Genomic DNA, 18523 nt, shown 5'->3' with positions numbered 1-18523 from the left:
GATAGGTTTATAGCGGCATTTATTTTAGATGCCGCTATTTTGTTTTACAAAGACCTGAAAACGACCGAAATCGCCTCTTCCGTAAGCCCCATCGTCATTCGTGCCTGGTCCTTGAAGTTAAACACATGCCCATCCCGGCGTACCTCATCAATGAGCGAAAAATCGATCGTTTGGATCAGCCAGCCTTCTTCCTGCGGGGTTTTGGTGGCGATAATACCTTCTTCGGGCATATCCTTGTCGGGTGTGGTGTAGCATGCCACAAAGCCGTAGTTGAGATCCACAGCCGGCGACCATAATGCTTCTCCCACGGTTTGGGACACCACCGTGAACGCCTGGTTTTCGAGCGCGCGGGCGCGGGCACCTACATGTACGCGCGTGGCGCCTCGGATAGTTTCCGTGCAGCTTGGTGCGAGGATCAGGTTGGCGCCCGCTTCGCAGAGTTTCCGCGCGCCAATCGGGAATTCGACGTCGTAACAGATCTGAATGCCGAATTTGCCCCACGGTGCCTCAAAGACAGTGAGCTGCTTCGGAGCGCTGTCGATGCCCCACTGTTCGTTTTCGAAACGGGTCATGAAAAATTTGTCCTGGTAACCTGCCAGCCCATTAGCGGAGAACACGAAGGCCCGGTTGAGTTTCTTGTCCCTCTCGATCACAGGAATGCTGGGAGCGACAATGATCACGCGGTACTTACGGGCCAGTGCCTCGAAAGTCGCGCAGAAATCGGCTCGCAAGTCATTCAAATCATGTATCTGACGTCGGATATCGTTCCGTACTTCATCCCCGAAAATGCTCACCAGCTCCATTGCTCCGTATTCCGGGAAAAGCAATAGCTCCGCTCCCCGAATGGCGGCTTCGGACACCCATTTTTCAGTGTGCCGCTGCCATGAGGCGAAATCCGAATGTTCGGTAATAGGATATTGCGCCGAAGCGATGGTTACCTCTTGCATTATCGTCTAACTGTTGAGTGGTTTGGTCCAGAAAATCATCGTTTTCGGCGTGGAGGTAGTTTCTCCCAAATCGGGCCATTCCATGGTACTTTGTAATGCGGGTTCTTTGTGGTAACCGCGTTTGAGCCAGAATGCGTCGTTGGGACGATAGTTTGACGGTTTAAGCGGATGGTTGTCGCCCCTGTCGACGGAGCAGAAACAGCAGGTGTCGAAATCGCCCAGTTTGCCTGCGTGCGCCTCGCGCTCGTCGAAAAAGCGGTGGCCCAAACCGTTCCCGCGGTAGGCGGGCAGAAGGATACTTTCACCCAAATAGCAAATAGTACCCACGTCAAAACCGGCATCTTCGAAAGGCTTGCGGACTTCGGCTGTTTCATCTTCCAGTGGAATGCAAGTTGTTGCACCCACCATTTTATCGCCGTCATAGACGGCAAAAAGAAACGAACGCTCCGATTGCAGGTAAGTCTGCAAATAGCCCATTTCATATTCCACACTTCCCTCGTACAAATAGGGATAATCCCTGAAAACAGCGATCCGGAGTTTGGCCAGGTCATCGAAAACTTCTGCAATACCCTGACCGGTTTTCCGCACGAATCTCAATGCGGCGGTCATGGTTTGGAAACAAGCTCGATCCAGAGCGGCAGATTGTAATAAGTAGTTACCCGGCTGATCTTGCCGTCGGTCACTTCCAGGAATGCACCGGCAGGTAATACGTACGATTGTCCGTGTGCTTCGGGCAGCCCTTCTTCTGCCTGCTTGTAAATGCCATTTACGACGAACTCCACTGCCACACGTTTATTTTGCGGCTCGCTGAAAAACACCATGTCGGTCAGTGTTTCTTCGTAGGCTTCGTCCATTTTTTGAAGAAACGCGGTGAACTTTTCCAATCCGATACGCACATCGCCCTGGTTGGCTTCATGTCTTACCTCGGGGTGGAGTAATGCGAGCATGCCTTTCCAGTTTTTCGCATTGAAGGCTTCATAATATTGTTGTACGATTTCCAGTGCAGTCATTTGTATCATATTTGTTCAAAAACTATTCAAGGTAAAGGGCCGAGTGAAACCTGCCCATTGGCATCTTTCCGGTACACGGCGATGCAGCCGGCAGCGAATTCGGGTTCGAAATGCGGTTCCGTTGCCGTCAGATTATTCGGTACTGGTTTGCCGGCGTCGAAAAAGTAAACCGTTGTGGTGCCATACTTGGTATATGGCATCAGGTCGCCGTATTGGCGGATATCCTTCGAATGCGTGTCCTCCACACTCACGGCATATATTCGGACGATCGGCCCGGTGTTGTTCTCGTTCCGGTACATGGCTACTTCCCGAAACCCGCCTTGCAGGTCGGCCACGGTGGGCTGCGATGTAGAGTCATAGACGATGTAGCCGATGATGAGGGCTAATGCGAGCAGCAGGAGGTTCTTTTTATTCTTAAAAAACTTCATAGCAATTAAACAGGATCATTTTGACGGAACATAAAGGCACTTGCTATCACTTTCCAGCGCGAGCCGATAGGTTTTTTCATGATAATCAAATCCCGGTCCTTCGTTCTTCTCGGCGATAATTACGTCGGGCTGAAATGCCGGATCTTCCAGCACCTGCGAGGGATTGCTCACACGCACGTGTGCAAAAGTGCGTCCGGGTTTTCTCAGCAGAAACTGGTAGGCATAGTCGAAGCTGGCTTCGGTAAAAACAAAACCGATTTTTTGCGGATTGAGTGCATTCACCTGTCCCAAAAGTGCTTCGGTTCCGGGCCAGTGGTCACCCCAGAACAGCCGCCCCGGGCTGGCGTAGAGCACGCTTTCCTGTTTGAGGTTCAGGTTGGCAGCATCGATGCGTATGTTCAGGTGCAATGCTGAATTGATAGGCGGAAAAATTTTTTCAAAAAACCATTTCGTGGAAAGAAACGGGTGGGCCGAGCTAAGTAATGCGAAAGGCAACGCGGCCAGCCAAAGCAGAAGAGGCAGCAACCGCGCGGGCCATGTGGACAGAACCGAACCATAGGTGAGTCCCACAACGGGTGCTGCCAGGAGGAAGAATGGAATATGCAGCCGCGAGCCGTAAGTCTGGTAGCTGATAAAAAAGCAAAAGACCAGGACGCTGAGGAATGTCAGCCCGCCATACCACTTGGCGGCTTTGGGTAAGCGGGTAAAAATCAGGAGCGGAATGCTGAAAAGGATCAGCCAGATGCCGAAGAAATTATGTGCAAAGTCCTCATTGAAATTCAGCTTGTTCATTTTGAAAGGCATACCAAGGCGCGGAACATCGAGGGGAATGCCCATAGCAGAGTGGAGGTTTCGAAGCTGATTCAGAAGAAAATCGTTGTACCGGTTCCCGGGAGAGACGAAGCCGAGATGGAGGAAAGTGTGCTTGCTGACCGAAGAAATATAATCCGCCGGACCGACAAAGGTGTTTTGATTCCCCGAACTGATAGTGCCTACGGGTGACGCGAAAATTTCGTAGGTCCGGTACCAATAAGGGACATTGATTGCAAGCGTAAGGAATATCGAAGCGGCCAGGAACGCGGTAATATGTTTCCGGAAAACCTGTTTCCTGAGCATTGAAATGGCTAGATAGGTACCAAACGGAAGCACATAAAAGAGGAATGTCCCTTTTGTCATCATACCGACTGCACAGCACAGTGGAATCAGGTATAGGCTCGCCAAATGATTATTCTGAATATAATCAAAAACGAAAAATGCGGTGGCAACGATAAAAAAAGCCACGACCAGGTCATTCTGGGTCGTCATTGATTCCAGGACGACGATCGGCAGGGTGGCGGCAAAGCACAAACCGATGCGAAGCGTTGCGGGAGAATTTGAAAAAAGCCGGATAATCATCGAAACCAACGCCAGTACACCAGCCAAGCAGCTCCATTGCAAAAGCTGGAAATAACGTTCCGAGCCAGAAAGCAGGAAGGTATGCAGGTGAACATACTCGGAGAATGGACTGAACGAGATCGAACGCTCAATGTGCGAGGCATAATGCGCCACATTCCCTTGCTGTATCCAATAGCCCAGCCTGCTCAGGTGGTAGCTGAGAGAATCCTGGTTGTTTGGAATGGCGACGATGGCAACTACGAGTGTAACCGAGGCAAGGACAGCCAGCATCGCGACCGTGGGAGCGCCGAGTTCTCTGCAAAAGTTTCGGGTACCATTCAGCCAATGCTTCCCGACAGTCGGAAAAGTCATGCCGTGAATGTTTTTCAGTCGGAGCCACGTTACTGCAAGGGCGATATTGAAAACGACCCAGCTGCCGGTAATCGCAATGCGGTTGATCAGGTTGAACACTCCAAGTGCCTCCGTACTGATGGCAATGAAAAGAAATATAAGAATGGCGGCGGAAATCAGCGAGCGTCGAAACGACTGTCCGGCGTTCCGGTACAATGCCAGATAGCAATTCGCTGTGGCCAGCGCCATCGCCGTCGGGATCAAAAAGATCATAGTTAAGGAAGTCCTGTTCGGCAAATATGAGCTGCAAACTAACTATTTCGTTGCAAAGAACCGCATTAACTCGCCATGCCCGAACGGGTGTGGGATGGAAAAAGCAAATGCATTTGTTCAATAAGTGCCTGAACTGAGGATACTTTGACGCGACGGTCCTGGTAGATTATTTCGCTTTCAAACCCATTTTCCACTTCGAATACCCTGATAAGGCAGGGTGCATCGCGGTACGTACTGACCCCCAGCCCTTCCCTTTGCAGCGCCCGTTTCGCCCAGAATAGCGGTTTTTCTGCACCTTCAATATAAACCTGCGCATTTTCTACGGGCTGGTGGATGATAAATGTGCCGGTAGTACGGTCGAATGAAAAGCCGTTGCGGGCAAATGTGGCTTCGAATGCACCACTTAATACAAGGTCTTCGGGTAGGCCTGCCAGGATTTTGCCGTCAGGGTGCATCAGCCAGAGTTCGTCGGCCGTTTGCAATGCGAGGTCCAACTCGTGCGTGCTGAGCAGGATTGCCTTGTATGTGTCGCGCGCAAGCGTATGCAGGAGACGCATCATTTCCACGCGATTAGGGAGGTCGAGATGGGCCGTGGGTTCATCGAGCAGAATGAGCGGCGTGTCTTGTGAGAGCGCGCGGGCGAGCATCACCTTTTGCCTTTCGCCATCGCTGAGCTGGTGCATGTGGCGGTCAAGCAGCGTAGTAATGCCGGTTTGTTCAATGCTTTGGGCTATCTGGAAATGGTCAGCCTTGGTCAGCGTACCCAGCCAGCCGGTGTAGGGCGTGCGGCCCAATGCAACTACCTCGCGGGCTGTGAGGTTACCTGCGTCGACACGGTCGGTTAATACCAGGCTAAGTTTTTGGGCCAGTTCTGCTGGTTTCAACGTGTGGAGCGGGCTGCCGTCGATCGTAATATCGCCGGTCAGCGCTGGTTGAAGGCCGCTCAGTGTACGCATCAATGTGGATTTGCCCGCGCCGTTGGAACCCAGCAAACACACGAGGCTGCCCGGCCGCAGCTGCAAGTCGAGATTGGCCGCTACCGTTCGTTCTATACCGGACGATCGGTAACCGATCGCCAGCGAGCGGGTTTCGACAATGGCTTTCTGATTTTTCATGAAAATGACGAACGTAGGTTATTGCGCCGGACTATGATCCAGATCACCACCGGAGCACCAAGCAGGGACGTCACGACGTTGATCGGGATGACGGTTTGCGAGCCGGGAAGCTGGGCGATGATATCGCAAAGCAGCAGCAGCACGGTCCCGGTGAGGCAGGTCGCCGGAATAAGTACGCGGTGGTTGGACGTCCCCAGCAGCGAACGGGTAATATGCGGAATGGCGATACCCACAAAGCCGATAGGCCCGCAAAAGGCCGTTACGCTGCCGGTAAGGAGGCTCGTGCTGAGCATGATCAGCAGGCGTGTCCGCCCTACCGTAAGCCCCATACTTCTCGCGTAATTTTCACCCAATAACAATGCATTGAGCGATTTGGATGAAGCAAATGCAAGTAACAAGCCTCCCGCGACCACTCCGGAGAGTACATATAAATGATAGCCGGTGACGCCACCCAGTGACCCGAACGTCCACATGATGTATTCCTGTAACTGCTCGGGCTGGCTGAAATATTGCCAGATACTGATAATCGAAAGCGTGATGGTGCCGATCATGACACCAACGATGAGCAGGATCACGTTGTCGCGGATACGCCCGGCGATCAGGAGAATCAATGCTAAAACACCCGCCGAGCCCAGCGAAGCCATACCGATGATGAGCCAGCTGCCGGAGATGCCCAATTGGCTGATCGCGTACATGCTGGCGCTGCCCCCGCCTGCAAGCATGACAGCAGCCACGCCCAGGCCTGCACCTGCGGTAATGCCCAGTTCCGAGGGCCCGGCCAGCGGATTACGGAAGAGCGTCTGCATTTGCAGCCCGCTGACCGACAATCCACAGCCGGCAAGAATAGCAGTGATGGATTTGGGTAAACGTATTTTTTCAATGATAAATAGCCAGGCCCTGTTTTCGGATTCGCCGGTGGTCACGATCCGGAATACTTCCTTGAATGGGATTGCCACCGAACCGAGCATGATGTCAAGGCAGAACAGGGCGATTGCGAGAATCCCTAAAAAAAGTAATGTCCAGCTTCTGTTTGGCGTGTGCTGCGTCATTCGGGAAGCTGTTTGTAGTAGACAAGCTGATGATCCGGAAGCAGTTCGGGGTGAAAAATGCGGATCATATCAGCCAGAACGGTATGCGGATTCAGGCTACCCGATTCGAAAAAATCGTTTGAGCCTCGTGCGTTTACGAGGCGGTTATAACTGTACAGCCTGCCTGTTCGAACTGCTTTGAAGTCAGCATAGCGAGCATCCTGGGCTATGATGCTTTTCCGGGTGTCGCGACTGTCGAACCCGACGTTTAACCAGTAATCCGCTACCAGGGCAAATGGATATACGGCTTCGAAGCTGAGGGGAAGACTCCCCGTCGCAGGCGAAGCACCCCAGTGATAATCGGCACCGGCATCTTTGAAGAAGCGCGCCATGTAACTATTGCCACTGGGTAGAAACCAGGCGTCTTTAGTATTCAGGCCTGAAAGTACTGTGGGCTTCTTGGTCGCTTTTTGGGCAAGGGCCGAGAGCCGCTGATATTCGGTCTCAATTTGTGCGAATTTTTTATTGACCAGTTCCTCCTTATCCAGCAAAGCGGCCATGAGTTTCACCCATTCTGCGCGGGCGAGCGGCGTCTGCTCCACCCACTCCGAGTTAATCAGTACCGGTATTCCCGCTTCCTTTAGCGTACGGTAGTGATCCATTTTTCCGCCGGGGTTACCAATGGTCATGACCAGGCCAGGCTGCATTTCGATGATCTTTTCATCATTCAGCCCCTGGTCGCGGCCTACTTCTGCTATTTTTCCGGCCTTGATCATGCCGATAACTTTCGGAGAATACACGTATTGCAAACTGCCGAGGGCGGTTAGGACATTCTCCGCATCCAGAAAACCCAGTAACCCTACATGCATCGAAGACATGCCGGCCAGGCTTTTTACCGGTATTTCAATCCGCTGGGCACGTGGGTAACCCGCAGGCATGGCGGCGTTCTTTTTTTGAAGAATGTATTGTAATGTATCGCTCTGCCCGCCGAAAGGATTGATGATGCTGACCAATTTAAAGTCTTTGAAATAATAGATTTTAAATCCGCGGGCATGATGAATCTCAGTTTTGACAAACGGGGTGATTGAATCGGAAGGGGCCTGCTGTTCTCTTCGTTTATCGCCAGATGAGGTACAGCCATGAATAACTAAGGCTAGTAGAATGAGCAGTTGGAGAATTTTGGACATTCTTTGCATTGAGTGGATGAGTCGTTCAAAATTACTCATACCCGTGGGTATTCGGAAGATTGATTGGTTCAAATATAGTTTAGCATTCGCCTGACACCGCTCATTCCTTTTTGCATTGTATTTACTGAGAGGGTCCCGTGGTACCAGCCTGCCAAACGAGCACATTCAGGAAAGGTAACATCCAAGTTCTGAATAAATTTTATAAGCTTTTAGGGTGCGGCGGGAAAAGTTAGCGTTCAATTGCATTTGCAGCTGTTCAGATGGCGCGTTTGGCATACTTTTGATAAATTCCGGAATATGCCGAAACAGCCTCTGCTACAATTTACCGGAAAAAGTATCTACTGCGCCATTGCCGACGTCCATATCGATCCGTGGATGCCAGTGGGCAGGGCGATCATCACGCACGCGCATAGCGATCACGCGCGATGGGGCAGCAGGCATTATCTCGCTCACAAGGACAGTGAGCCTATTTTGCGACTGCGGCTAGGGCAGGATATCAATCTCCAAACCGTGCAATACGGAGAGAAATTCATGATCAACGGGGTGAAGTTTTCCCTGCATCCGGCCGGTCATATCATTGGTTCGGCTCAGGTGAGGGTCGAATACCAGGGCGAAGTGTGGGTGGCCAGCGGTGACTACAAGCTGGAAGACGACCATTTCGCAACGCCGTTCGAGCCTGTCAAATGCCACATATTCATTACCGAATCGACATTTGGGTTACCTATTTATAAATGGCAGCCGCAGCAAGAAGTAATGTCGGAAATCGACGATTGGTGGGCGCAGAACCGTGCGGAGGATAAGGCCAGCGTGTTGATGGGCTATTCGCTGGGGAAAATGCAGCGTATTTTGAAAAATATCCGGTTGCAAGACACCGTGATTTACGCGCACGGGGCCATTCACACCGTGAATGAACGGTTGCGCGAGGCGGGTTTTGATCTGCCGGAACTCACATTGGTTACCAAAGAGACAGACAGGAAACTGTTCAAGGGTTCGCTGGTGCTGGCTCCGCCTTCTGCGGACGGAACTACGTGGATCAGGAAGTTTGCCCCTTATTCAGTGGGATATTGTTCGGGCTGGATGGCTTTGAGAGGTGCCAAAAACCGCCGTGCGGTGGACCAGGGTTTTGTATTGAGCGACCATGTCGATTGGCCCGATCTGAACCGGGCTGTAAAGGAAACCGGTGCCGAAAAAGTATATGTTACGCATGGTTATACCAGCATTTACGCACGTTGGCTCAATGAAAACGGCATTGAAGCGGCCGAGGTGAATACGATGTACGGCAATGAGGACGAAAATGAAGAAGAGGAGGTCGTGCAGGATGTTTCGGCCGGCCAGAATGTATATGAGGAGCACAAACAGGAGCTCGATGGAGAGATGAGTGCCGATAAAAAAAGTACCGGGTTATGAAACAGTTTGCCGACCTTTTCATGAACCTCGACCGTACGAATAAAACGAATGCGAAGGTCGATTTGCTGAAAAACTACTTTCTGACTGCTCCGGAAGACGACAAGTTGTGGGCATTGACATTGTTCACGGGACGCAGGCCGTCATTCAAGGTCAATCGAACGCAGGTAAAAGAATGGGCGGCAGAACAAGCCGGTATTCCGATGTGGCTTTTTCAGGAGAGTTACCATTCTGTGGGGGATTTGGGGGAGACGATTTCGCTGCTTCTGCCCAGGACAAGCCCTGGCGGCTCTGAGAAGTCGCTCTCGGAGTGGTTCCATTATCTGGGAATGCTGCCCGGCATGGCCGACGAACAAAAGCGATACCATATTACCCACGCCTGGACGCAGCTTTCACAGCATGAGACGTTCGTATTCAATAAGCTGCTCATGGGCAGTTTCCGAATCGGCGTTTCGCAGACTTTGGTGGTCCGGGCATTGGCAGAAGCGACCGAAACCGATTCCAATGTGATCGCTCATCGGGTAATGGGTCAATGGAACCCACTGGATACTACTTTCGAGCAGTTAATCCTTGACAAAGGAGAAAACGACAATGCGTCCCGTCCGTACCCGTTTTTCCTAGCTTACCCGATTGAAGGCGACGTAGCGGATCTCGGCGAGGCCGATGACTGGTTTGCCGAGTGGAAATGGGATGGTATACGTTCCCAGATCATTTATCGGAATAAAGAACTGTTCATCTGGACAAGAGGCGAGGAGCTATCCACTGAAAAGTTTCCCGAACTCCATTTCTTAAGTGAGGCTCTTCCCAACGGTACCGTGCTCGACGGCGAAATTGTAACTTATGCCGATGGCCGGCCCATGCCATTCAATGTATTACAGACCCGCATTGGCCGTAAAAATTTATCCAAAAAGGTGCTTGAAGAAGCACCGGTGGCATTTTTAGCCTATGATATGCTCGAAGCGAACGGCGTGGATATTCGTGGGCTCACACAGGAGCAGCGCCGGGCGCAATTAGAGTTGTTGCATGCGAATATGCCGGAGCAAAGCTATTTCAACCTGTCGCCGTTGATTGATTTCGAAGATTGGCAGGCCCTGCGCGATCTTCACCCACAGTCTCGTGAGCACATTGCGGAGGGCTTCATGGTCAAGCGGAAAGCGAGCACATATCAGGTTGGTCGGAAAAAAGGCGACTGGTGGAAATGGAAAGTCGATCCGCTCAGTGTCGATGCCGTACTTATTTACGCTCAGAAAGGCTCCGGCCGTCGCGCCGAACTTTTTACTGACTATACCTTCGCTGTCTGGGGGGATGATGGTAAGCTGGTGCCGTTCGCCAAAGCTTATTCCGGCCTGACAGATGCGGAAATCGGGCAGGTGGATTACTTTATCAAACGTAATGTCCTGGAAAAATTTGGCCCCGTCCGAACCGTTAAACCCGAGCTGGTTTTTGAAATCGGGTTTGAAGGGATTAACGAATCCACACGCCATAAATCGGGGATTGCCGTGCGATTTCCCCGGATTTTGCGATGGCGGAAGGATAAGAAGGCTGAGGAAGCGGATAGTTTGGCGGGCTTGCGGGAGATATTAAGTAATTACAGATGACCGGCTGATCATAAAGTAATTATCAAACGGCCCGAGGTGTTTAACGGCAATTTGTTTCAGCATTTTGTTGTTATTTTGGTAAAGATTTAACTCGCAGCTATGAATACCAATCTGGAGAGAATCACGATAGACGAGGCAATATGCAATGGTAAGCCGGTAATCCGCGGTTTGCGAATCACCGTGAAAACGATATTGGAATATCTCGCGGCAGGCGAAAGCGTAGAAAATATACTTGCTGCTTATCCATTTTTGGAGGAAGCCGATATTAAAGCCTGTATCGAATTTGCTGCCAAGACGGCTGACGGCGAACACTTTTCTCTAACTGCTGCCTGATGGGGGCCGGCCGGTATTTGATCGACGTTAATCTTCCTAAATATTTCAGTTTTTTTCATTCTCCCGAATTTGAATTTGTCATCGACATTAATGCGAAATGGCCTGATCGGGATATATGGGATTATGCACGAGAGCACGGGCTTGTCATTGTCACTAAAGATTCTGATTTCTACCATCGTTGCCTGCTCGATAAGCAGCCGGTAAAGGTGATCCATTTGAAATTGGGGAATTTGCTACTTAAAGACCTACACACTTTTTTCCACAATAACTGGGAGCAGATCACAGCACATCTTCGAGGAGCAAGGATGGTCATTGCTACTGCCGACGGTCTCGAAGTTTTTCCCTATTGACCTCGTTCGTAAATTGGTACAGAAATTGTTGAATTAGTTTTTTATCAATCCCAGATAAACACCCTTGGCCAAATCCCGTGGACATACCATTGTTGAGCAGTGGTTTAAAGATAAAAAATGGAAATGGGCGGCTTTCCAGAAAGAGGCCGCTGCGGCTTATCTGGCAGGGAAAAGTGGCCTGGTGAATGCGCCGACGGGCAGTGGGAAGACCTACTCGCTCTGGCTGCCGATCCTGATCAGGCATATTAATTCGCTTCCGAAAAAGCCCCTCAAAACTAAAAAAGGGCTGCAAGTGCTTTGGATTACGCCGCTTCGGGCGCTTTCGAAAGACCTCTTCCGGAATATGGAAATGGCGGCACTCGAAATGAACCTCACGTGGCGTGTGGGCATACGTACGGGCGACACGGGTACGCGCGAGCGCAATGAGCAGAAGCGGCAAATGCCCGATGCGCTCATTATCACGCCAGAGAGTTTGCATATGCTTTTCACGCAAAAAAATGCATCCGAATTCTTCCAAAACCTGCATACGGTAGTCGTGGACGAGTGGCACGAGCTCATGGGCAGCAAGCGCGGCACACAGACAGAGCTCGCATTGGCGCGGCTCCGGACCATCAACCCGGATTTGCAAACCTGGGGAATCTCAGCGACGATCGGCAACCTGGATGAGGCGAAGCAGGTGCTTCTGGGGATGCGTTTCCCGGAGGAAAACTCGGTGATTGTCCGGGTGAATACCGAAAAGAAGATCCTGGTGGAAAGTATCATACCCGAAAGGGTGGAGACATTGCCGTGGTCGGGGTATATGGGGATCAGGCTGGTAGATAAGGTGGTGGAAGTGGTGAATCAGAGCCGTACGACGCTGCTTTTTACCAATACGCGATCGGGAACCGAGATCTGGTACCGTACGATCATCGAGAAATATCCTGAATTCGCAGGCATTATGGCGCTGCACCACGCATCTCTCGACCGCGAGATCCGTGATTGGGTGGAGGAAGCGCTGCACGAAGAGCGGTTGAAACTCGTCATATGCACGGCCAGCCTTGATTTGGGTGTCGATTTCCGGCCTGTGGATACGGTTATCCAGGTCGGAAGCCCGAAAAGTATTGCACGGTTCGTTCAGCGCGCGGGCAGGAGCGGGCACCAGCCGGGTGTCGATAGCAAAATCTATTTTTGTCCTACCAATGCATTGGAGCTGATCGAAGCCGTATCGCTGCGGGAGGGAGTGATCAAGAATATGATCGAGGACCGGCCGCCGGTTGCTCATGCGTTTGATGTGTTGTCCCAATGGATGATCACGCTGGCAGTGGGTGAGGGCTTCGACGAAGCACAGCTTTTTGAAGAGGTACGTCATGCATATGGTTATCAATACCTCAATCGGGAAGAGTGGGAGTGGCTTTTAGGATACATTACCACGGGCAGCTCTTCGCTTACGGTCTATGACGAATACAAGAAAGTAGAACGCGTGAATGGACGCTATGTGGTGACGAGCCGGCGTATTGCGCACCGGCATTTGCTGAGCATGGGGACAATCGTTTCGGAAGTTTCACTGAAAGTGAAGTTGCAGAGCGGTAAATACCTGGGAGCCGTGGAGGAATCATTTGTGACCTGGATGAAGGCAGGCGACGTGTTCTTCTTCGCGGGCATGAGCGTGGAATTTGTACGAATCCATGAAATGACCGTGACCGTGAAAAAGGCCGAGGGCAAAAAAGGTTACCTCGTCCGCTGGGCTGGTGGGCGGATGCCGCTGTCTTCCCAGCTTTCCGCATTCATCCGCGAACGTCTCGCCGACGCGATCGAAAATCCGCATAAAGAAGTGGAACTGGCCAAAATGCAGCCACTTCTCGAATTGCAGGAAAAGCGCTCGATCATTCCCAAAACCGACGAGCTGCTGATCGAGCAATGCGAAACCCGCGAGGGGTATCATATCTTTATATTCCCGTTCGAGGGGCGGCTGGTGCATGAAGGAATGTCGATTTTGCTTGCCTACCGCATTAGCCAGCTGCGGCCGATCACGTTTTCGGTCGCGATGAACGATTACGGTTTTGAGTTGTTAAGTGATCAGTATGTCGATCTGGCCGAAATCCTGGGCGAAACGGATCTTTTCTCGACCAAACATCTTGTCGACGATATTTACCAGAGCGTGAATGCGACGGAAATGGCGAAGCGGAAGTTTCGGGAAATTGCGGCTATTGCCGGTTTGATGTTTCAGGGCTATCCGGGCAAATATGTCAAAACGAGGCAGTTGCAGGCGTCCAGTTCATTGCTTTTCAATGTGATGAGCAAGTACGAAGACAATAACCTGTTAATCAAGCAGGCATACCAGGAAGTACTGACCTATCAACTCGAAGAAGTACGCATGCGAGAGGCGCTTGCGCGGATCGAACACCAGAAAATAGTCATACAAAACACCGACAGACCGACGCCATTCTCGTTCCCGATCATGGTCGACCGGCTTCGGGAGCAATTAACTTCGGAAAAACTGGACGACAGGATCCAGCGAATGATCAAACAGTACGGTAATGCAGATTGAGATCAGAGGCAACCATTTTCTATTATTGACGCAAAGGGCGATTTTCTGGGAAGAAACGCAAACATTACTGATCGGAGACCTGCATTTAGGCAAAGTTACGCATTTCAGAAAGGAAGGCATCGCCATTCCACAAACTGCTGCTGCGAACAACTTCCAGCGGCTCAATGAGCTCGTACAGCAAACTGGCGCTACACGTATCATTTTCCTCGGCGACCTTTTCCACAGCGAATACAATTCCGAATGGGAAACCTTCCGCGAATGGCGCGCCGGGCACCACTACATTGAAATGATCATCGTCATGGGCAACCACGACATCCTGCCTGTAAGCCTGTTGCTGGAATGCGATTTACAAGTGTATATGGATGATTACGAGGAAGATATATTTATTTTTACGCATCACCCCAAAGTAGATTTCGATACCTCCAAATTCGTTTTCGCAGGCCACGTGCACCCGGTTTTCACCTCCTACGGCAAGGGGCGGCAGAGTGTCCGCCTTCCTTGTTTTGTGATAGACAAATACCAGGCTATTCTCCCAAGCTTCGGCGTGTTCACCGGCGGCTATCAAATGGGGCTCGCCGACAATCGTAGGATTTACATAACGACGGAAACGCGGGTTTTTTCTGTTTGTTAAGGATTGATTGATAGCATGTTATGTTAAAACCGGAAAAATATGGAATCAGATTCCATATTTTTCCGGTTTTACTTATTTTTGATGTATGATAGCAAGACTTGCAGCGTCAAAAATCGGGCAGCTCGCTGCCACATTTAAATCAGTGGCTGTTACCGGGCCTCGTCAATCCGGCAAAACTACCCTGGCGAAATCGCTATTTCCAGGGAAAGCTTACCTATCCCTGGAAAATCCGGACGTTCGGCGCTTTGCGCTGGAAGATCCACGCGGCTTTCTATCGAGGTATCAATCCGGTGCGATTTTTGATGAGGTGCAGAGAGCGCCGGAATTGTTTTCCTATTTACAGGAAGTATTGGACGAATCGCCCGAATCCGGACGCTTCATACTGACAGGTTCCAATAATTTCCTGTTGCAGCAAAATATCTCGCAAACCCTGGCCGGCCGTGTCGCCATTCTTAACCTGCTGCCGTTCAGTACGGAAGAGCTTTATGACAAGGGGAATAATGTGCCGGATGAAAATCAGATTATATTTAAAGGTCTGTATCCTCCTATTTATGAACCCGGAATCCCGCCGGAAGACTGGTTTCCTGACTATCTGCGTACTTACATTGACCGGGACGTGCGGCAAATCAAAAACATTACCGACCTCATCGTTTTCGAAAGGTTTATCAGGTTGCTTGCTGGCCGGAACGGTCAGGAACTAAACCTGACCTCACTCGCCGTCGATACAGGTGTGGATACAAAAACTGTACAGTCGTGGATTGGCGTTCTGGAAAGCAGTTTTATTATTTATCTCCTGCGCCCGCACTACAAGAATTTTAATAAGACCCTCATTAAGCGGCCCAAGGTCTACTTTTATGATACAGGACTGGTTTGTTCCTTACTTGGTATCTCTCAGGCCGAACAACTGCCGTTTCATCCGTTAAGAGGCGCTTTATTTGAATCATTGGTAGTAACCGAGCTTGTGAAGCAACGGACCAATGCAGGTAAGCCCGTCAACCTTTACTATTGGCGGGATAAGACCGGACATGAAGTTGATATTGTTATTGATAACGGCCTCTCCCTGATCCCGGTTGAGATTAAAGCCGGCAAAACCGTTAACAATGAGTTTTTTGGCAATATCATCTACTGGAACAAACTGAGCGGCGCGACAACGGGTTACATTGCCTACGCGGGAAACCAAATCGAGGAGCGCTCGAATGGGATCACCGTTTTGAATTGGTTTGAGTTATTGAAACGGGGTGTTTAGTATCGTGTTTGTATAAAGGCGGCCCCATCCGGAGCCTCCTGAATATCTATCGTTACCATCACCTATAATTTTCACCCAACTGCGAGATCTGGTTTATTACCCGATTTTGGTTGACGATATGCATCCGCATTTCGAGACTCATATGCTCCATATTTTCAGTGCATAAAAGACTTTCCGTCATGAAGGTCAACGAGTTGATTATTTCGCTCGCACTGTCGGTTTGGAAGAATGCTTTAATGATTTCGTGTTCGTTTTGTAGTGCGTTCATAGCTGTAAGTATAGTTTAAATAAGAGATCTTGTAGAGTGTTCTACAAATTCTGTGCAAATAAAAAGCCGGTTAAGGCTCGCGGATGATAATTGTTTCGATTTTGAATTTGCCAAATTCAATCAAAATCTCTCTCATTCGCTTCTCTGAAACACCGCCGCCATGCGTGTAATCACGCCATGCAGAAACAGGCTTCCCCTTTTTTAGGTCCGCTGGTAGATTTGGGTACTCATTTTTTAACCACCAATCGAATGCCTCAGGGATTGAAGAGAACTTCATCGTTGCAAATATATATCTTGTAGATTACTCTACAAAGAATCGATGGCTTTGTAGAAACTGATATTACGAATTTTACAAATATATCAGTTTGGGATTTATCTACTGGGTCACCGCTTGTGCGAAAGATAGTTGTTGGTAAAAAAAAGATTAGAGATCCTCAGCTAAGTGCCGCTTGCGTAGGCTGGGTTTTTACGTTCAAATGCTTACTGATTACCCGGATCAATTCCTCAGCTTTGAAAGGCTTTGTCACAAATCCGCTGAAATTGCAGGCTGCTATTTCAGGTGTTTTTTCCGCGAACGTGTCCGCTGTGAGGGCGATTACCGGAACGTGCCGATGCCTGGGGTAAGAGCTCTGGATTTTTTTCATAGCCGTTACACCATCCATGACAGGCATTTGAATATCCATTAAAATCAGGTCGAAATCGGCGGTTTCGAGGGCATGGAGCACTTCTTTTCCGTTAGCGCAGATGACAAACTCCGCATCCCACTTGTTGAGCAGATGTTTGAGCAGGATCTGATTTGCCAGGATGTCCTCAGCGGCCAGGATGCGGTAGCCTTTCAATGATAATGTGGCAGGAGCGTCGGTTTTTTCTTCCTCATAAGAAGTGCTCCCCTTAACGAAGTTCAGCACCACGGTGAATGTACTACCCTCACCGAGTGTGCTGCTCGCAGAGATAGACCCGTTCATCAGTTCGGTGATTTTTCGGGTAATGCTCAAACCGAGCCCGGTACCCCCGAAATTACGTGCGGCATTATTATTATGGGCTTGTGAGAAACTGTCGAAAATGACATTCAGTTTGTCGGCCGAAATGCCTATTCCCGAGTCGGACACAGCTATTTTGAGATCGATATTGTCGCCGTGGTCGTGGGCGAGCTGCACGGAAACCTTCACAAAACCATCTTCCTCGGTGAATTTGATGGCATTGCCGATCAGGTTAACCATGATCTGATTGAGACGGTACGGGTCGCCCATGACGATTTGAGGTACTTCGCTGCTGCAATCAAATGTAAAGTCGATGGATTTTTCCCGGGCCCGGATTTCAAAAGTTTTCATCAGGTAGCCCAGCTTCTCACGCAAGTCGAACTCAAAGCTTTCAAGCCCGAACTTCCCGGCTTCAATTTTGGAAAAGTCGAGAATGTCATTTAGTATAACCAGCAGATTATCAGCTGAGTATTTGATTGTTTTCAAATGCTGCTGCTCTTCCCCCGTAAAGCCGCTCAAGAGTAGCAGGTCGGTAAATCCAATGATCGCATTCATCGGTGTGCGGATCTCGTGGCTCATGGTCGAAAGGAAGTCCGATTTGATTCGCGTTGCTTCCTCGGCATCCTTTTTAGCCTGGATCAGCTCCCGTTCGGCTATTTTGCGTGCAGTAATGTCGATCGCCGTGCCGAGTACTTCCTGGACGCGCCCTCTTGCATTTCTTTTAAAAGGCACTTCACGCGTGATGATCCAGATCTCCGAGCCATCCTTGTGTTTCAGCCTGAATTCCTTTTCCACCACTTCCGCATCTTTTACCCGGTACCGCATATGATTGTAATGCTCACGGAAAGTATGCTGGTCCTGCTCGTTGATAATCCGCGCCAGGCCTTTTCGTGTGTCGGTCTCCACTTCGCATTCCGAGTAACCCAATATTTTCCAAATCTGTTTGTTATGGAAAATGTTGGTCCATTTCTCGATATCGATTACGTAAATGATATTAGGGGAAAGAAGCGCTACTTTGTTGATAAACTCTTCTTTTTCAGCTAATTCGTGCTCCGCTACCTCCCTGCCTTTTTCCATTTCTAGCATCTGGCTCATGGTATGGAAGGCTTTCGTCAGTTTTTCGGGAGTAACTTCCGATTTGGGAAAATAATCCAGCGCGCCCGCCTTCATCATTTCAACGGCAAGGCGTTCGTCGCCATGGGACGTAAGAATGATCACGGGCAGATGCGGCGCGCGTTCCTTAACGGTTTTCAGCAGCTCCAACCCGTTGGTTTTGGGTAGCTGATAGTCGAGGAAAATACAGCCGGGCGTCCAGGCATCAAGCATCTGAAGCGCCTCTTCGGCGTATTTGCATATTCTAACCTCCCCTATTTCCACTTGCGCCCTGCTGATGGCACGGCTCAGTTTCATAGCGTCGATATCGTCGTCTTCGACAAGGAGGATGGATAGAGGGGGCATAAATGACGGCTAATA

Annotated in this window: 17 protein-coding genes; 7 read left to right on the top strand and 10 right to left on the bottom strand. The window is 50.2% G+C overall.

Annotation, left to right across the window (positions count from 1 at the left end; genetic code table 11):
• Window positions 1-44: 44 nt before the first annotated feature.
• The 8 genes from J7619_RS31885 to J7619_RS31850 form a co-directional block, all read right to left on the bottom strand.
• Window positions 45-947 (bottom strand): carbon-nitrogen hydrolase family protein, encoded by a 903-nt coding sequence (locus J7619_RS31885; protein WP_291208879.1) that lies wholly within the window; start codon window positions 945-947, stop codon window positions 45-47.
• A 6-nt stretch (window positions 948-953) separates the two neighbouring features.
• Entirely contained in the window at window positions 954-1556 is a 603-nt protein-coding gene (locus tag J7619_RS31880; RefSeq protein WP_291208877.1) for a GNAT family N-acetyltransferase, read from the bottom strand.
• On the bottom strand, window positions 1553-1957 hold the full coding sequence (locus tag J7619_RS31875) for a ketosteroid isomerase-related protein (protein WP_291034839.1): 405 nt from the start codon (window positions 1955-1957) through the stop codon (window positions 1553-1555). Before J7619_RS31875 ends, J7619_RS31880 begins: the two co-directional genes overlap by 4 nt.
• Window positions 1958-1983: 26 nt before the next feature.
• Complete coding sequence (locus tag J7619_RS31870) at window positions 1984-2385, bottom strand: hypothetical protein (protein WP_291208874.1); 402 nt, start codon at window positions 2383-2385, stop codon at window positions 1984-1986.
• A gap of 15 nt (window positions 2386-2400) precedes the next feature.
• Window positions 2401-4383, bottom strand: coding sequence for a glycosyltransferase family 39 protein (locus tag J7619_RS31865; RefSeq protein ID WP_291208871.1), 1983 nt, complete (start codon window positions 4381-4383; stop codon window positions 2401-2403).
• Between the two features lie 65 nt (window positions 4384-4448).
• On the bottom strand, window positions 4449-5498 hold the full coding sequence (locus tag J7619_RS31860; protein WP_291208869.1) for an ABC transporter ATP-binding protein: 1050 nt from the start codon (window positions 5496-5498) through the stop codon (window positions 4449-4451).
• Complete coding sequence (locus tag J7619_RS31855; RefSeq protein WP_291208867.1) at window positions 5495-6547, bottom strand: iron ABC transporter permease; 1053 nt, start codon at window positions 6545-6547, stop codon at window positions 5495-5497. Before J7619_RS31855 ends, J7619_RS31860 begins: the two co-directional genes overlap by 4 nt.
• Complete coding sequence (locus J7619_RS31850) at window positions 6544-7713, bottom strand: ABC transporter substrate-binding protein (protein ID WP_291208864.1); 1170 nt, start codon at window positions 7711-7713, stop codon at window positions 6544-6546. The genes J7619_RS31855 and J7619_RS31850 overlap by 4 nt, the downstream gene beginning before the upstream one ends.
• A gap of 297 nt (window positions 7714-8010) precedes the next feature.
• Between J7619_RS31850 and J7619_RS31845 the strand changes: the two genes are divergently transcribed.
• From J7619_RS31845 to J7619_RS31815, 7 genes are all read left to right on the top strand, one after another.
• On the top strand, window positions 8011-9120 hold the full coding sequence (locus J7619_RS31845; protein WP_291208861.1) for a ligase-associated DNA damage response exonuclease: 1110 nt from the start codon (window positions 8011-8013) through the stop codon (window positions 9118-9120).
• Window positions 9117-10715, top strand: coding sequence for an ATP-dependent DNA ligase (locus tag J7619_RS31840; protein ID WP_291208858.1), 1599 nt, complete (start codon window positions 9117-9119; stop codon window positions 10713-10715). The genes J7619_RS31845 and J7619_RS31840 overlap by 4 nt, the downstream gene beginning before the upstream one ends.
• Window positions 10716-10814: 99 nt before the next feature.
• Entirely contained in the window at window positions 10815-11048 is a 234-nt protein-coding gene (locus tag J7619_RS31835) for a DUF433 domain-containing protein (RefSeq protein WP_291208856.1), read from the top strand.
• Window positions 11048-11398 (top strand): DUF5615 family PIN-like protein, encoded by a 351-nt coding sequence (locus J7619_RS31830; RefSeq protein ID WP_291208853.1) that lies wholly within the window; start codon window positions 11048-11050, stop codon window positions 11396-11398. Before J7619_RS31835 ends, J7619_RS31830 begins: the two co-directional genes overlap by 1 nt.
• 64 nt (window positions 11399-11462) lie before the next feature.
• Complete coding sequence (locus tag J7619_RS31825; protein ID WP_291208850.1) at window positions 11463-13925, top strand: ligase-associated DNA damage response DEXH box helicase; 2463 nt, start codon at window positions 11463-11465, stop codon at window positions 13923-13925.
• The gene (gene pdeM, locus J7619_RS31820; RefSeq protein ID WP_291208848.1) at window positions 13915-14556 is read left to right on the top strand and encodes a ligase-associated DNA damage response endonuclease PdeM; all 642 of its coding nucleotides are present in this window, start codon (window positions 13915-13917) and stop codon (window positions 14554-14556) included. The genes J7619_RS31825 and pdeM overlap by 11 nt, the downstream gene beginning before the upstream one ends.
• 85 nt (window positions 14557-14641) lie before the next feature.
• Window positions 14642-15802: an ATP-binding protein gene (locus tag J7619_RS31815; protein WP_291208845.1), complete on the top strand. Its 1161-nt coding sequence runs from the start codon at window positions 14642-14644 to the stop codon at window positions 15800-15802.
• A 338-nt stretch (window positions 15803-16140) separates the two neighbouring features.
• Here J7619_RS31815 and J7619_RS31810 read toward each other — a convergent pair whose 3' ends face one another.
• Together J7619_RS31810 and J7619_RS31805 are read right to left on the bottom strand one after the other, a co-directional pair.
• On the bottom strand, window positions 16141-16347 hold the full coding sequence (locus J7619_RS31810; RefSeq protein ID WP_291208842.1) for a hypothetical protein: 207 nt from the start codon (window positions 16345-16347) through the stop codon (window positions 16141-16143).
• Between the two features lie 157 nt (window positions 16348-16504).
• Window positions 16505-18508, bottom strand: a complete 2004-nt coding sequence (locus tag J7619_RS31805; RefSeq protein WP_291208840.1) for a response regulator — start codon at window positions 18506-18508, stop codon at window positions 16505-16507.
• Between the last annotated feature and the right edge of the window lie 15 nt (window positions 18509-18523).

The sequence above is a fragment of the Dyadobacter sp. genome, assembly GCF_017744695.1.
Lineage (GTDB): Bacteria > Bacteroidota > Bacteroidia > Cytophagales > Spirosomataceae > Dyadobacter.
Note: the sequence above shows the minus strand (reverse complement) of the source record. Positions and strands in the feature narration are given on the sequence as shown.

What these genes read in the sequence shown, in the direction of transcription:
- J7619_RS31840 (WP_291208858.1), top strand. Translation starts at nt 9,117, where the DNA reads ATGAAACAGTTTGCCGACCTTTTCATGAACCTCGACCGTACGAATAAA.
- J7619_RS31845 (WP_291208861.1), top strand. Translation starts at nt 8,011, where the DNA reads ATGCCGAAACAGCCTCTGCTACAATTTACCGGAAAAAGTATCTACTGC.
- J7619_RS31880 (WP_291208877.1), bottom strand. Translation starts at nt 1,556, where the DNA reads ATGACCGCCGCATTGAGATTCGTGCGGAAAACCGGTCAGGGTATTGCA.
- J7619_RS31810 (WP_291208842.1), bottom strand. Translation starts at nt 16,347, where the DNA reads ATGAAGTTCTCTTCAATCCCTGAGGCATTCGATTGGTGGTTAAAAAAT.
- J7619_RS31830 (WP_291208853.1), top strand. Translation starts at nt 11,048, where the DNA reads ATGGGGGCCGGCCGGTATTTGATCGACGTTAATCTTCCTAAATATTTC.
- J7619_RS31815 (WP_291208845.1), top strand. Translation starts at nt 14,642, where the DNA reads ATGATAGCAAGACTTGCAGCGTCAAAAATCGGGCAGCTCGCTGCCACA.
- J7619_RS31885 (WP_291208879.1), bottom strand. Translation starts at nt 947, where the DNA reads ATGCAAGAGGTAACCATCGCTTCGGCGCAATATCCTATTACCGAACAT.
- J7619_RS31870 (WP_291208874.1), bottom strand. Translation starts at nt 2,385, where the DNA reads ATGAAGTTTTTTAAGAATAAAAAGAACCTCCTGCTGCTCGCATTAGCC.
- J7619_RS31865 (WP_291208871.1), bottom strand. Translation starts at nt 4,383, where the DNA reads ATGATCTTTTTGATCCCGACGGCGATGGCGCTGGCCACAGCGAATTGC.
- J7619_RS31855 (WP_291208867.1), bottom strand. Translation starts at nt 6,547, where the DNA reads ATGACGCAGCACACGCCAAACAGAAGCTGGACATTACTTTTTTTAGGG.
- J7619_RS31875 (WP_291034839.1), bottom strand. Translation starts at nt 1,957, where the DNA reads ATGACTGCACTGGAAATCGTACAACAATATTATGAAGCCTTCAATGCG.
- J7619_RS31850 (WP_291208864.1), bottom strand. Translation starts at nt 7,713, where the DNA reads ATGTCCAAAATTCTCCAACTGCTCATTCTACTAGCCTTAGTTATTCAT.
- J7619_RS31835 (WP_291208856.1), top strand. Translation starts at nt 10,815, where the DNA reads ATGAATACCAATCTGGAGAGAATCACGATAGACGAGGCAATATGCAAT.
- J7619_RS31860 (WP_291208869.1), bottom strand. Translation starts at nt 5,498, where the DNA reads ATGAAAAATCAGAAAGCCATTGTCGAAACCCGCTCGCTGGCGATCGGT.
- J7619_RS31805 (WP_291208840.1), bottom strand. Translation starts at nt 18,508, where the DNA reads ATGCCCCCTCTATCCATCCTCCTTGTCGAAGACGACGATATCGACGCT.
- pdeM (WP_291208848.1), top strand. Translation starts at nt 13,915, where the DNA reads ATGCAGATTGAGATCAGAGGCAACCATTTTCTATTATTGACGCAAAGG.